This window comes from Pseudooceanicola marinus (genome assembly GCF_002786295.1).
GTDB classification, from domain to species: Bacteria; Pseudomonadota; Alphaproteobacteria; order Rhodobacterales; family Rhodobacteraceae; genus Pseudooceanicola; species Pseudooceanicola marinus.
Map to the genome: position 1 here is coordinate 201578 of NZ_PGTC01000010.1, position 13054 is coordinate 214631.

Annotated in this window: 10 protein-coding genes; 7 read left to right on the top strand and 3 right to left on the bottom strand. The window is 69.0% G+C overall.

Translation table 11 applies throughout. The features are described 5' to 3' along the window. Nucleotides 1-13: 13 nt before the first annotated feature. Nucleotides 14-2248 (bottom strand): xanthine dehydrogenase family protein molybdopterin-binding subunit, encoded by a 2235-nt coding sequence (locus CVM50_RS05225; RefSeq protein WP_085887667.1) that lies wholly within the window; start codon nucleotides 2246-2248, stop codon nucleotides 14-16. A gap of 3 nt (nucleotides 2249-2251) precedes the next feature. Continuing rightward, nucleotides 2252-2716: a (2Fe-2S)-binding protein gene (locus CVM50_RS05230; protein WP_085887666.1), complete on the bottom strand. Its 465-nt coding sequence runs from the start codon at nucleotides 2714-2716 to the stop codon at nucleotides 2252-2254. Between the two features lie 227 nt (nucleotides 2717-2943). On the opposite strand from CVM50_RS05230, the gene CVM50_RS05235 reads away from it, so the two are divergent. From CVM50_RS05235 to CVM50_RS05265, 7 genes are all read left to right on the top strand, one after another. Continuing rightward, nucleotides 2944-3951, top strand: a complete 1008-nt coding sequence (locus CVM50_RS05235) for an AraC family transcriptional regulator (RefSeq protein ID WP_085887665.1) — start codon at nucleotides 2944-2946, stop codon at nucleotides 3949-3951. 133 nt (nucleotides 3952-4084) lie between these two features. Next, nucleotides 4085-4771, top strand: coding sequence for a Crp/Fnr family transcriptional regulator (locus tag CVM50_RS05240; RefSeq protein ID WP_085887664.1), 687 nt, complete (start codon nucleotides 4085-4087; stop codon nucleotides 4769-4771). A 324-nt stretch (nucleotides 4772-5095) separates the two neighbouring features. Then, entirely contained in the window at nucleotides 5096-5527 is a 432-nt protein-coding gene (locus tag CVM50_RS05245) for a YeeE/YedE family protein (RefSeq protein ID WP_085887663.1), read from the top strand. Between the two features lie 3 nt (nucleotides 5528-5530). Then, nucleotides 5531-5974 carry a DUF6691 family protein gene (locus CVM50_RS05250; protein WP_085887662.1) on the top strand — a complete coding sequence of 148 codons (444 nt, stop codon included), beginning with the start codon at nucleotides 5531-5533 and terminating at the stop codon, nucleotides 5972-5974. 89 nt (nucleotides 5975-6063) lie between these two features. After that, nucleotides 6064-6948: an MBL fold metallo-hydrolase gene (locus tag CVM50_RS05255; protein WP_085887661.1), complete on the top strand. Its 885-nt coding sequence runs from the start codon at nucleotides 6064-6066 to the stop codon at nucleotides 6946-6948. 198 nt (nucleotides 6949-7146) lie between these two features. Then, nucleotides 7147-8826: a TIGR01244 family sulfur transferase gene (locus tag CVM50_RS05260; protein WP_085887660.1), complete on the top strand. Its 1680-nt coding sequence runs from the start codon at nucleotides 7147-7149 to the stop codon at nucleotides 8824-8826. Nucleotides 8827-9038: 212 nt separating this feature from the next. Then, nucleotides 9039-10787, top strand: coding sequence for a SulP family inorganic anion transporter (locus CVM50_RS05265; protein WP_198431858.1), 1749 nt, complete (start codon nucleotides 9039-9041; stop codon nucleotides 10785-10787). A 40-nt stretch (nucleotides 10788-10827) separates the two neighbouring features. On the opposite strand, the gene CVM50_RS05270 is transcribed toward CVM50_RS05265, so the two are convergent. Beyond that, on the bottom strand, nucleotides 10828-12981 hold the full coding sequence (locus CVM50_RS05270) for a hybrid sensor histidine kinase/response regulator (protein WP_159457054.1): 2154 nt from the start codon (nucleotides 12979-12981) through the stop codon (nucleotides 10828-10830). Nucleotides 12982-13054 lie beyond the last annotated feature (73 nt).

Sequence of the window (13054 nt, forward strand, 5' to 3'; positions counted from 1 at the left end):
GTCTCGTCCCGGCTCAGGCGAAATCGATGAAATTGGCGAAGGGCATCTCGCGCAGGCGCTGCCCGGTGGCGGCGAAGATGGCATTGGCCAAGGCAGGCGCGGCCGGGGGCACGGGCGGTTCGCCGATGCCGCGCACCTCCGCGCCGGTTTCCAGCCCGCGCACGAAGATTTCGGGCGCCTGGGGCATGCGCAGGCCGGCGTGGGCGTAGTAGTTCGTCGGCTCGGCGATGCCATCGGCATAGGTCACCTCGCAGTTCACCGCGTGGCCCAGCCCCCAGATCACGCCGCCCTGCACCAGGTTCTCGAAGTTCACCGGATCCAGCACCCGGCCCACGTCGGCGGCCACCCAGACCTTGGCGATGCGCAGCCCGGCGTCGGTCTGGTGCACCTCGACCACCTCGGCCACCGGCGTGCCGAAGGACAGGACCATGGCGACCCCGCGCCCCGCGCCCTCGGGCAGCGGGCTGCCCCAGTCGGACATGTCCCCCACGGCCTCCAGGCAGGCACGGGCCGGGGCGTAGTCGCACAGGCGCAGACGTTCGGCCAAGGGGTCGGCGCCGGCTTCGTGGATCAGTTCGTCCAGCGCGCTTTCGGCGAAGAACCCGGCGGTGGAGGCGCCGACCGACCGCCACGAACTGACCGGCGCCAGATCCGCCACCGCGTGGCCCGCGACCCGCAGGGCGGGCAGGGCATAGGGCATCGACCAGGCGCCGGCGACGGTCTGGCTGTCGGCTCCGGCGGAGGCAAATCCGATCCGGCCCATCTGCGAGGCGGTGACCGAGGGCGCGGCGATCGCCAGGTCCAGCGCCGTGACCTGGCCGTCCGCCACCTGTCCGCTGGCGCGGGCCATGGCGATCTGGCGGGGGAAGTCATGGGCCATGTCCTCCTCCCGCGTGTAGGTCAGCTTGACGGGCGTGCCGCGCAGGGCGGTGCCGATCTCGGCGGCGCGGATGATGTTCTCGAACTCCAGCCGGTGCCCGAAGGAGCCGCCACTGTACTGGTTATGCAGATGCACCGCCTCGCGCGGCAAGCCGGTGATCGCGGCGACCTTCTGTTCGGCCAGCCCCGGGAACTGGCTGGAGACCCAGATGTCGCAGCGTGCCTCGGTCACATGGATCAGCGCCGACAGCGGCTCCAGCGGGGCATGGGCGAGGTAGGGGGCTCGGTATTCGCGCGGGGACACACCGGGGCGGTCGGGTTGGGCGCCGATGTCGCGCCAGACCTTTTCCGGCGGCCCCTCCAGCGCGGTGGCCAGCGCCGCCCAGTGATCCGCCTGTTCCGGCAGGAAGGGGGCGGGCCCCCAGTCGCAGACCAGCGCCTCGGCGCCATTGAAGGCGGTCCAGGTGCTGTCGGCCACCACCGCCAGCCCGTTTGAGACGGGCAGTACGCGGGACACGCCCGGCACCGCCAGCGCCGCGCTGTCGTCATGGGACAGCAGATCGCCGCCCGGACGCGGGTTCAGCTTCACCGTGGCATGGACCATGCCGTCCTGCGTCAGGTCGATGCCGTAGTCCAGCGTGCCAGTGGATTTCGCCAGGATGTCGAGCCGCTGCATCGGGCGGCCCAGCAGGCGCCATTGGGTCGGGTCCCGCAGAGGGATCTCACGTGGTGGCAACTCCCGCGCGGCGGTCTGGGCCAGCTCGGCATAGGGCAGGGCGCGACCATCGGGCAGGATCACCGCGCCGCGTTCCGTGCGCAGGTCGGCCATCGCCAGGTTCTCGCGGTAGGCGGCGGCGGCCTTCAGCATCTCGCGGGCCATGGCGCCGGCCTCGCGCAGCTTCACGTAGCTGTCGGGGGTCGAGCTGGACCCGCCGGTGCCCTGCAGGCCAAGCGCGCCCATCAGGCGTGCGGAGGCCCCGCGGGCGATGGTCGCCACGGTCCCCTGGTCCTGGGACATGAAGGGCAGGCCCTCGGCCGCCAGGGCGCGGTTGGCATAGGCGGGCGCGGCGGGGCCGGGCGCCACCGTGACCTCCGGCTGGTCGAGGTCCACGTCCAGCTCCTCTGCGATCAGGGCGGCCTGCAGGTGGCGGATGCCTTGGCCCAGGTCGGTATGCGGCGCCATCAGGGTGATGCCCGCCTCCGAGATCAGGATCCACGGGTTGAAGCTGACCGCCCCCTCGGGCAGGTCCTCCTCCAGCGGGTTCGGCCAGTCGCGGTTCAGCGCGTAGATCCCCACGGCCAGCCCGCCGGTGACGGCCAGCGATCCAACGATGACCGCGCGGCGGGTCAGGCGGGTGGCTTTCGACATGGCTCAGCCCTCCAGCTTGGCGGCGGCGGCGTGGATCGCGGCGCGGATGCGGGGGTAGGTGCCGCAGCGGCAGAGGTTGCCCTCCATCGCCGCATCAATCTGGGCGTCGCTGGGGGCGGGGGTTTTGGCCAACAGGGCGGCGGCCTGCATGATCTGCCCTGACTGGCAGTAGCCGCATTGCGCCACCTGCTGTTCCACCCAGGCCTCCTGCACTGCGTGCAAGGCCTCGGGGCGGCCCAGTCCCTCGATCGTCAGGACCTCGCGGCCCGCCACATCCTCGGCCCAGACCTGGCAGGAGCGCACGGCCTCGCCGTCCATATGCACGGTGCAGGCCCCGCAGAGCGCGGCCCCGCAGCCGTATTTCGTGCCGGTCAGCCCCAGCACGTCGCGCAACACCCACAGCAGCGGCATATCCGCTGCCACATCGACCTCCTGCGGGGTGCCGTTGACCGTGAAGCCTATCTTCATTTCTTCGCCCTCGCTGACGGCGCCGGCCCGGGTGCCTGGTGGGCGCCCAAGCCTGTCCTTGGCCCGAGCCTAACGTGTTTCACGCCTGTGTTGTGCGTTTTTTCATCTGCCGATCCCGTCAATCGCCTATCGAAGCACGCCAGCATGCGCGCGGCCTCTGGCCCGGAAGTTCGATACGCGGCAGGATTGCGGGGACACCGACGCTGGCCATCAGGGAGAGCTAAGCCATGAGTCACGGTCGCAAATATCCGGTCCGCGCCACGATCCGCCAGGTTGCCGCCCTGTTGCAGCTGTCGGTGCCGCGGATCCTGGCGCGGACCGGGCTGGATGCGGCTTTCTTCGAGGGGGCGGAGGTGCCGGTCGATGGCGCGACCCTCTTTGCGCTGTGGCGGGCGATCGAGGCGGAGGTGCCGGGCACGGAAACGCTGCTGCTGGCCGCGCGAGAGGCCGCAAAGGGACCGTTCACCCCGTCGCTGTTTGCCTTTTCCTGCTCGCCCGACATCGCGACGGGCATCGAGCGGGTCGCGGTGTTCAAGCCCTTGATGGGGCCGTTCCGGATGGAAAACCGGCTGGCCTCGGGGCGCTACACGATCACCTGCGAGACCTTCGATCCCGAGGAGCCGCTGCCGGAGCTGCTGGCGGCGGTGGAGGCGGTTTTCCTGCTGGCTTGCGCGCGCACCTTCTCGGGCCAGCCGATCCGCCCGCTGGATCTGGTCCTGCCGGCGCCGGAAATGGTGACGCCCCATGTCGCCGCCGACATAGGTTGCGTGCCGCGCCCCGGCCCGGTGATGACCCTGGTGCTGTCGGAGACGGACGCGCGCCTGCCGCTGATTTCCGAGGACACGGCCTTTGCCGCAGTGGTCGAACGCGAATTGCACAGCCGCCTGGCCGCCAGCGATGCGGCAGCGCGTGGCGCCACGATGACACAGCGGCTGGCGCGGGTGCTGGAGGATCTGCTGCCGGCGGGACAGGTCTCCGTCGCGGCGGCGGCCGAACGGCTGCGCCTGTCGGATCGCTCGCTGCAGCGTCGCCTGCAGGCGGAGGAGACCTCCTTCCAGGCCGAACTGGACCGCGTGCGCGCCCGGCTGGCGCGGCTCTACCTGGCGCGCGGGGATCTCAGCACTGAGGAGATCTCGCACCTGCTGGCCTACCGCGATCCTAATTCCTTCTATCGCGCCTTTCACGCCTGGACCGGCATGACCCCGTCCCAGGCCCGCGCGGCGCAACCGGCCTGACCGGGGGCGTCCGCCACGGTGGCGCAGCGGCGTTTTCGCGCAGGGACCTCGGGCGGGCAGGGGTATAGGCGCTGGAAAAGACGGCCCGCAGATGCCACTTTGGCCTGGGCGGAACGAGACAGGATCTGTGCGGATGACAGTGGCCACCACAACCGAGAACTGGATCGACAACTTCGAGGGTCTGGGCAAGCTGCCGGCCGAGCTGAAGGATGAACTGGTCGCGGGCAGCAAGATCGTCGAGATGCCCGCTGGCGCCCAGGTCTTTGCCCCCGGGCAGTCGGCGGACAACCTGTTGCTGCTGCTGAAGGGCACGGTGCGGGTGCAGCAGAAATCCGAAACCGGGCGCGAGGTGTTCCTCTATCGTGTCCACGCTGGGGACAGCTGCGTACTGACCACTGCCTGCATGCTGGCCTTCGAGGATTACGCCGCCGACGGCATCGCCGAGACCGACATCCGCGCGGTTGCCATCCCCCGCCGCACCTTTGACGACCTGGTGGCGCGCTCGCCCATCTTCCGCTCCTTCGTGTTCAAGGCCTATTCCCGGCGCCTGACCGATCTCTTCACGCTGATCGACGACATCGTCTTTCAACGGATGGACGTGCGCCTGGCCGCCCGTCTGCTGGAGCTGGCAGACGACAAGGGTGTCGTCCATGCTACCCATCAGGTTCTGGGTAACGAGCTGGGCACCGCGCGCGAGGTGATCTCGCGCACCCTGGCGGAATTCCAGCGTCGCGGCTGGGTCGAACTGGCCCGTGGTGAGGTGCGGCTGACCGGTCGTTCGGGCCTCGAACGCCTGGCCCGCGCCTCCACCGCGGCCTGAACCGGGAATACATTTCGGCGCCGGGAGAGATGCGGCCCCGGACCACGAGCGACTCGCCCCGGTCGGCCTCGCCCTGTCTTGCAAGGGGCGTGGCGCGGCTCCGCGAGAAAAAACGCATCTCAAAAAATCATTTAAATCAAAGTCCTGTATTCGGATGCGTGCGATTTTACCGAGTTCTGTGACCTAGTCACGGAAGTCGACAGCCCTCCTGTGGCATATACTTTCCTGTCCTTCAGATGGACGCCCTCAGATGCCCCGCAAGACCCCGCAGGAGATCCCCATGACCCGTTCCTCCGCTGCCCTCCGCTTCCCGGAGGTGCGCCAATGATCACTGAATTCACCCCCCTCACCTCCGCCTTCGGCGGGGCGCTCGTGGGCCTTTCCGCCGTCCTGTTGATGGCGCTGCATGGCCGTATCCTGGGCGCCACCGGCATCGTCGGCGGGCTGATGCGGTTCGACAATGCCTCCGACTGGGCGCTGCGTGCGGCGCTTCTGCTGGGCATGCTGGCCGCGCCCACGGCGCTGCTGCTGGTGACAGGCACCGGCCCGACCATCGACATCCCCGTGTCGACCCCGGCCATCCTGCTCAGCGGCGTGATCGTGGGCTTCGGCACCTTCTTCGGGGGCGGCTGCACCTCGGGCCACGGGATCTGCGGCAACGCCCGCTTCTCCCGCCGCTCGATCACCGCGACGATCAGCTTCATGGTCGGCGCCTTCGTCACCGTCTTCGTCATTCGCCACGTCATCGGAGCCTGAGCCATGAAACTGCTGACTGCCTTCCTCATCGGCCTGATCTTCGGCACGGGCATCCTGATCGCCGGCATGGGCAACCCCGCCAAGGTGTTGAACTTCTTCGACATCGCGGGCACTTGGGATCCGTCGCTGATCTTCGTCATGGGCGGCGCCCTGGCGGTGACCATTCCCGGCTACCTGCTGGTGCTGGGCCGTCCGAAGCCCCTGTTCGAAAACGGTTTCCAGCTGCCCGCGACGAAGCTGATCGACAAGCGCCTGGTGCTCGGCTCGCTGACCTTCGGCGTCGGCTGGGGCATCGCGGGCTTCTGCCCGGGGGGCGCTCTGCCCGCCATGGGCACCGGCCGGACCGAGGTGCTTTTGTTCGGCGTCGCCCTCATCGCGGGCCTGCTGCTGGCCCGCCTTCTGAACCGGGCGATCACCCGCCCCGCCGGGGCGGCGCGCACCGCCTGACCCATCGGGGCCGCCTGCATCAGGCCGGCGCCCCCCACGTTTTCCGGCGCTCTGACCGCCGTGCATCGACCGGAAGAAAGGAGACTTCCATGTCCTACACGACCCATCCCGAGGTGAAACCCGAGGTCACTGGCTTCTTCGATGAAGCGACCAACACCATTTCCTACGTGGTGAAGGACCCGGCCTCCAATTCCGTCGCCATCGTCGATTCCGTCATGGACATCGACTATGCCGCCGGCCGCATTTCCTACCATGCCGCGGATGAGCTGATCGGCTTCGTCAAGGGCAATGGCTACAAGCTGGAATGGCTGATCGAGACCCATGTCCACGCCGACCACCTGTCGGCGGCGCCCTACATCCAGTCGAAGCTGGGCGGCAAGCTGGGCATCGGCCGTAACATCACCGTGGTGCAGGAGACCTTCGGCAAGGTCTTCAACGAAGGCACCGAGTTCCAGCGCGACGGCTCGCAGTTCGATCGTCTGTTCGACGACGGCGATACCTACAAGATCGGCGAGCTGGAATGCCTGGCCATCCACACCCCCGGCCACACGCCGGCCTGCATGACCCATGTGATGGGCGACGCGGCTTTCGTCGGGGATACGCTCTTCATGCCCGATGGCGGCTCGGCCCGGGCCGACTTCCCCGGGGGCGACGCCGGTGTGCTCTACGACAGCATCCAGAAGGTCCTTGCCCTGCCGGAGGAGACGCGCCTCTTCATGTGCCACGACTACGGCCCCAACGGTCGCGAGATCAAATGGGAAACCACCGTGGCCGAGGAGAAGGCCCACAACATCCACGTGGGCGGCGGCAAGACGAAGGAGGAATTCGTCAAGTTCCGCACCGAACGTGACGCGCAGTTGGACATGCCGCGCCTGATCATCCCCTCGCTGCAGGTGAACATGCGCGCCGGGGAGCTGCCGCCGAAGGACGAGGACGGCAGGACCTTCCTCAAGGTCCCGATCAACGCCCTCTGATCCCGGATTGCGCGCGCCGGTTGCGGCGCGCGCTACCCCCCGTCCGCCGGCACACCCGGCCGGGGTATCTCCGCCAGGGGGGAGGGGCGCCTGCTCTTCACCTCGGTCGAAATACTCCGGGGGAGTCGCGGCCCGCCGCGACGGGGGCAGAGCCCCCCGGACCCCGCAACCTCTGCCCCGCCCTCAGGAGGAGACACCATGGACATTCGCAAGATCGACGACGGGCTGTCCGTCAGCCCCCAGATCCAGCCAGATGAGCTGGCCGCCGCCCGCGCCGCCGGGTTCAAGTCCGTCATCTGCAACCGCCCCGACGGGGAGGCCGCCGACCAGCCCAGCCAGGAGGAGATGGCGCGGGCTGCGGCGGAACAGGGGATGGAATTCCGCTATCTGCCCGTCACCCCCGGCGTGGTGACCGAGGAGACCGCCACGGCCTTCCGGGCCGCGCTGACTGAACTGCCCGGGCCGACGCTGGCCTATTGCCGGTCCGGCACGCGCAGTTCGACCCTCTGGGCGCTTGGCCAGGCGACCGAACGCCCCGTGTCCGAGATCCTGGGCGTGACCAAGGCGGCGGGCTACGACCTGAACGGCGTGGCGCGGCGCATCGCCAATGGCGGCAGGACCCCGACCGATCAGGCCGATGCCAGCTACCAGGTGGTGATCGTGGGCGCGGGGGCGGGCGGCATCTCCGTCGCCGCCTCGCTGAAATCGCGCGAGCCGGATCTGGAGATCGCGATCATCGACCCGGCCGACATCCACTACTACCAGCCCGGCTGGACCATGGTCGGCGGCGGCATCTTCGAGCCGCAGAAGACCGCCCGCACCATGGGCAGCGTGATCCCGCGCGGTGTCACCTGGATCAAGGCCGCCGTCGCGGCGTTTGAGCCCGAGGCTAATGCCGTCATCCTCGACGGCTGCCGGGTGGTGAAATACGATCGCCTGGTGGTTTGCCCGGGGCTGAAGCTTGACTGGGAAGCGATCCCGGGCCTGGAAGAGACGCTGGGCCGCAATGGTGTCACCTCCAACTACCGCTACGACCTGGCGCCCTATACCTGGGAACTGGTTCAGGGGCTGAAGGCGGGCCGGGCGCTCTTCACCCAGCCGCCGATGCCGATCAAATGCGCCGGCGCGCCGCAGAAGGCGATGTACCTGTCGGGCGACCACTGGTTCCGCCAGGGCCGGCTGAAGGACATCGACATCCAGTTCATGAATGCTGGCGGCGTTCTCTTCGGGGTGAAGGATTACGTCCCCGCTCTGGAGCAATACGTGAAGAAATACGGCGCCACGCTGAACTTCTTCCACAACCTGGTGGCCATCGACGGTCCGGCGAAACAGGCAACCTTCGAGGTGAAGGCGCCCGACACCGAGGTCGAAAGGGTGACGGTCGATTTCGACATGATCCACGTCGTGCCGCCGCAGGTGGCGCCCGATTTCATCCGTGTCTCGCCGCTGGCGGATGCGGCGGGCTGGGTCGATGTCGATCAGGTCACCCTGCAGCACAAGAACTTTGCCAATGTCTGGTCGCTGGGCGACGTGATGAACGCGCCCAATGCCAAGACGGCGGCGGCGGCGCGGATGCAGGCGCCGGTGGTCGCGGAGAACATCGTGGCCGATCTGAAGGGGCAGGGCCCCCGCGCGGCCTACGACGGCTACGGCTCCTGCCCGCTGACTGTGGAGCGCGGCAAGATCGTGCTGGCCGAATTCGGTTACGGCGGCGTGCTGAAACCCTCCTTCCCGAAGATCCTGCTGGACGGCACCAAGCCCACGCGCGCCGCCTGGTGGCTGAAGGAACGGATGTTGCCGCCAATTTACTGGAAAGGCATGCTGCGCGGCCATGAATGGATGGCCAAGCCTGCCGACGTGACGGTCAAGGCCGACTAGGCCGAGACCTGCCGGGGGTCCCCATCCCGGCGTCCGGGCTTCCCAGGTCCCCACCATGGGGCCCGGACATTTTCTCCCCGTTCCGGCCAGCGTCCCGGCCGGAACCACCTCGCGGGCGGGGCCGGGTGTCCCGTCCGCTCTTTGCCCGGTTCCGTTCGGGCAACTGATGCCACCCCGGTGCGGCCCGCGCCGTGCCAGCCCAGGATAGACCCATGTTGCAAAGTCTCCGCCACTATCTTCCCATTCTCGACTGGGGTCGCAGCTATTCCCGCGGCGCGCTGTCCAACGACCTGGTCGCGGCGGTGATCGTGACGATCATGCTGATCCCGCAGTCGCTGGCCTATGCGCTGCTGGCGGGTCTGCCGGCCGAGGCGGGGATCTATGCCTCGATCGTGCCGATCCTGCTCTACACGGTTTTCGGCACCTCGCGGGCGCTGGCCGTGGGGCCGGTCGCGGTGGTCTCTCTGCTGACGGCGGCGGCGATCTCGGAAGTGGCCGAGCAGGGGACCATGGGCTATGCCACCGCCGCGCTGACGCTGGCCTTCCTGTCGGGGGCGATGCTCTTTGCCATGGGCGTGCTGCGCCTGGGCTTCCTGGCGAACTTCCTGTCGCACCCGGTGATCGCGGGGTTCATCACCGCCTCGGGTATCCTGATCGCGGCCTCACAGCTGCGCCATATCTTCGGCATCGCCGCTGGCGGGGATACGTTGGTGGAACTGGTCGAGTCGCTGGTGACGACGCTGGCCAACACCAACCTCTACACCCTGGTCATCGGCGCCGCCGCCACGGCCTTCCTCTTCTGGGTCCGCAAGGGGCTGAAGCCGCTGCTGCGCCGCGCTGGCCTGTCGCCCATGGCTGCCGATTTCGCCGCCAAGGCGGGCCCCGTGGCGGCGGTCGTGGTCACCACTGTCGCCACCTGGGGCCTGGGACTGGCGGAGCGGGGCGTCGCCATCGTGGGCGAGGTGCCGCAATCCCTGCCACCCTTCACCCTGCCGGATTTCTCGCCCGCGCTGATCGGCCAGTTGGCGGTGCCGGCCCTGCTGATCTCGATCATCGGCTTCGTCGAATCCATCTCGGTCGCCCAGACGCTGGCTGCCAAGAAGGGCCAGCGCATCGACCCGGACCAGGAGCTGATCGGCCTGGGTGCCGCCAACCTGGGCGCCGCCTTCACCGGCGGCTATCCGGTCACGGGGGGCTTCTCCCGCTCTGTCGTGAACTATGACGCAGGGGCCGAAACGCCTGCTGCCGGGGCCTTTACCGCCGTGGGACTGGCGATTGCGGCGGCCTTCCTGACGCCGCTGGTGCATTTCCTGCCCAAGGCCACGCTGGCCGCGACGATCATCGTCGCCGTTCTGGGCCTGGTCGACTTCAAGATCCTGAAGAAGACCTGGGCCTATTCGCGGTCCGACTTCTGGGCCGTGGCCGCCACCATCCTTCTGACCCTGGCCTTCGGGGTGGAAACCGGCGTCTCGGCGGGGGTGCTGATCTCCATCGTGCTGCACCTGCTGAAGACGTCGAAACCCCATGTGGCCGAGGTCGGGCTGGTCCCCGGCACCCACCATTTCCGCAACGTGAACCGCCACCAGGTCACCACCGACCCGGCGCTGCTGTCCTTGCGCGTCGATGAAAGCCTCTATTTCGTCAACGCCCGCTTCCTGGAGGATTGCGTGCAGGATCGCATCGCCGAGGACAGCCCGGTGAAGAACGTCGTGCTGATGTGTTCGGCGGTGAACGAGATCGACTTCTCGGCGCTGGAAAGCCTGGAGGCGCTGAACGAGGTGCTGACCTCGCGCGGGATCGGCCTGCATCTGTCCGAGGTGAAGGGGCCGGTGATGGACCGGCTGAAGACCTCTCATTTCCTGGATGAGATGAACGGCGAGGTCTTCCTGTCGCAATATGACGCCTGGCGGAAACTGGCGCCCTGCGCGGTGGTCCAAGCCGAGGCCCGCGCCGCGGAGTGATCCTGCGCCTAGGGGCGGGCAGGGGGCGGCGGGTCCGGCATCAGGCCCGGTCGGGCCGACCCTCCAGGCTTTCGGTCAGGGTGCGCAGCAGCCGGTCGGGCGGGCAGGGCTTGCGCAGCACCGGACCGGGCACCGAAGGGCGCATTGCGTCATCGCTTTCATCCCCGACATAGCCGGTCAGGTAGACTACCGGCAGGTCGGGGCACATCTCGCGCGCCGCCTGCGCCAGGCCGAAGCCGCCCAGTTCCGGCATCATCACGTCGGTCAGCAACAGGTCCAGGCTTTCTGCGCCGGCTTCCTGCAATCGGGACAGGGCCACGGCCCCGTTTTCGGCTTCCAGCACCTCGTAGCCGGCGCTGCGCAGGGTTTCGCTCAGCATCATGCGCAGGCCGGACTCATCCTCGGCCAGAAGCACGCGGCGCGCGGCGGGCCGCGCCGGTGCTTCGGTCGGCGTGGCATCCTGCGAGATGGGGGCGTCCGCGACGTTGCTTTGCGCGGGCGTGCCCGGCGTGGGGTCCGCAGGCGGCTTCGAGGGGGCCTCTGCCGGGCTGGACGGCACCGAGATCGGGCGGGCAACCTTGGGCAGAAGATTGGTCGAGGAGGACGCCAGGGTCGCGGGCGCGTCCTTGCCCGACAGGTGATCGGCGGCCACGCCGTGGCGCGGCGGGTTGATAGACCGGCTGCTGCGCGGCGACGCGCGCCGGTACGCGGCCTTTTCCGCGCCCACCCGGCCTCCGCGCGTGGGCGCGCGGGGCGCGTCGGTGGCGCGGGTCTGCGTCTCGGCCTCCGCCTCGCCTTGCGCCGGGTCGCGGGGCAGCAGGATCTGCACCACCGTCCCGGCGCCCGGGGCCGCGTCGATACGCAGATCGCCCCCCGCGCCACGGGCGAAGGAAAAGGCCGAGCACAGGCCCAGCCCGACGCCGGTGCCATCATTGGTCGTGGTGTAGAAGGGTTCCAGCGCGTGCTGGCGCACCTCGGCGCTCATCCCCGGGCCATCATCGCTGACCGACAGTTCCACGTAGCGGCGGGACGGATCGAGCGGCGCGCCCGCGCTGTCGGCGGCGGCGGCCAGCGTCATGTCCGGGGCGTGGGCGGCGCTGCGGCGCAGGGCCTGGGCGCCGGCGCTGCGGGCCTCCACCCGGATCTGCCCGCCCTGGCCGGAGCGTTCTATCGCGGTGCGCGCGTTCAGGATCAGGTTCAGCAGGGCATCGATCAGCAGCCCGGGGTCGCAATGGACCATCAGCCCCGGTTCGGCGGCGTGAAAGTGCAGGTCGACCCCGCTGTCTTCGAGTTGCGGCGCGGCCAGGGCCTCCACCTCCAGGAAAAGCGCGGACAAGGCCCGGCTTTCGGGGGTGCCCGGGGTCGGGCGCGCGATGCTCAGCAGCCGTCCGGTCAGTTCCTTGCCGCGCGCCACGGCGCGGGTGGCGCTTTGCAGGTAGCGTTGTGCCGCCGGGGGCAGCTCCTGGTCCTGGCTGAGTTCCAGCGCGTAGTAGATCGTGGCCAGCAGGTTGTTCACGTCATGGGCCAGCCCGGCGGTCACCTGGCCGAGGGCGGCCAGCCGGTCGTTCAGCTCCTGCGCGCGGCGGTCGCGGTCGCGCTGCGCCGCGCTGCCGGTCAGGATCATCAGCGCCAGGCTGATCGCCAGCAGCAGAAACAGGCCGCTCAGCAGGATCCGTTCCTGGCTCGCGATGCCCGCCTCGCGGGTCTGCCAGCCGGCGATGGCGGTGAAGATCTGCTCTTCCAGCGCCAGCAGGTCGAGGGTCGCATCGTCGTCCGAGATGCGTACCAGCATGTCGACATCTGCAATCGACATGCCCTCGTCCGCTGCGGCGCGGGCCAGTTGCAGGCGGTTGCGATAGCCCGCCAGTGTCGAATGCAGCGCCGACATGGGCAGGTCGGTGCCAATGGCGATCCCCAGCTCGTGAATCTGCCGCAGGGCCTGAGCGGCCTCCCGGTAATCCTCTTCCGCCAGGGCGTAGTAAGTGGGGTCGTCTGGGCGCAGGACGGCGTTCTTGAAATGGTGGATGAAGCCGGAATAGCCGATGGCCCGTTCCAGGCGGTGCAGGGCCGCGGGCAGGTTCTGCGCCGCCTCGCGTTGTGCATGGTTGCTGTCCCGGGTCATAAGCCAGAGCGCGGGCACCGCCAGCACCGAGAGCACCATCAGCGCCGCCAGGGCGATGCGGACACGTGGCATGCTCAGGGCCGCCACGAGACGCCCACGCCATCCGCCCGCTCCACGCAGTTCTCTCGTCGGCATCGGGCGACCC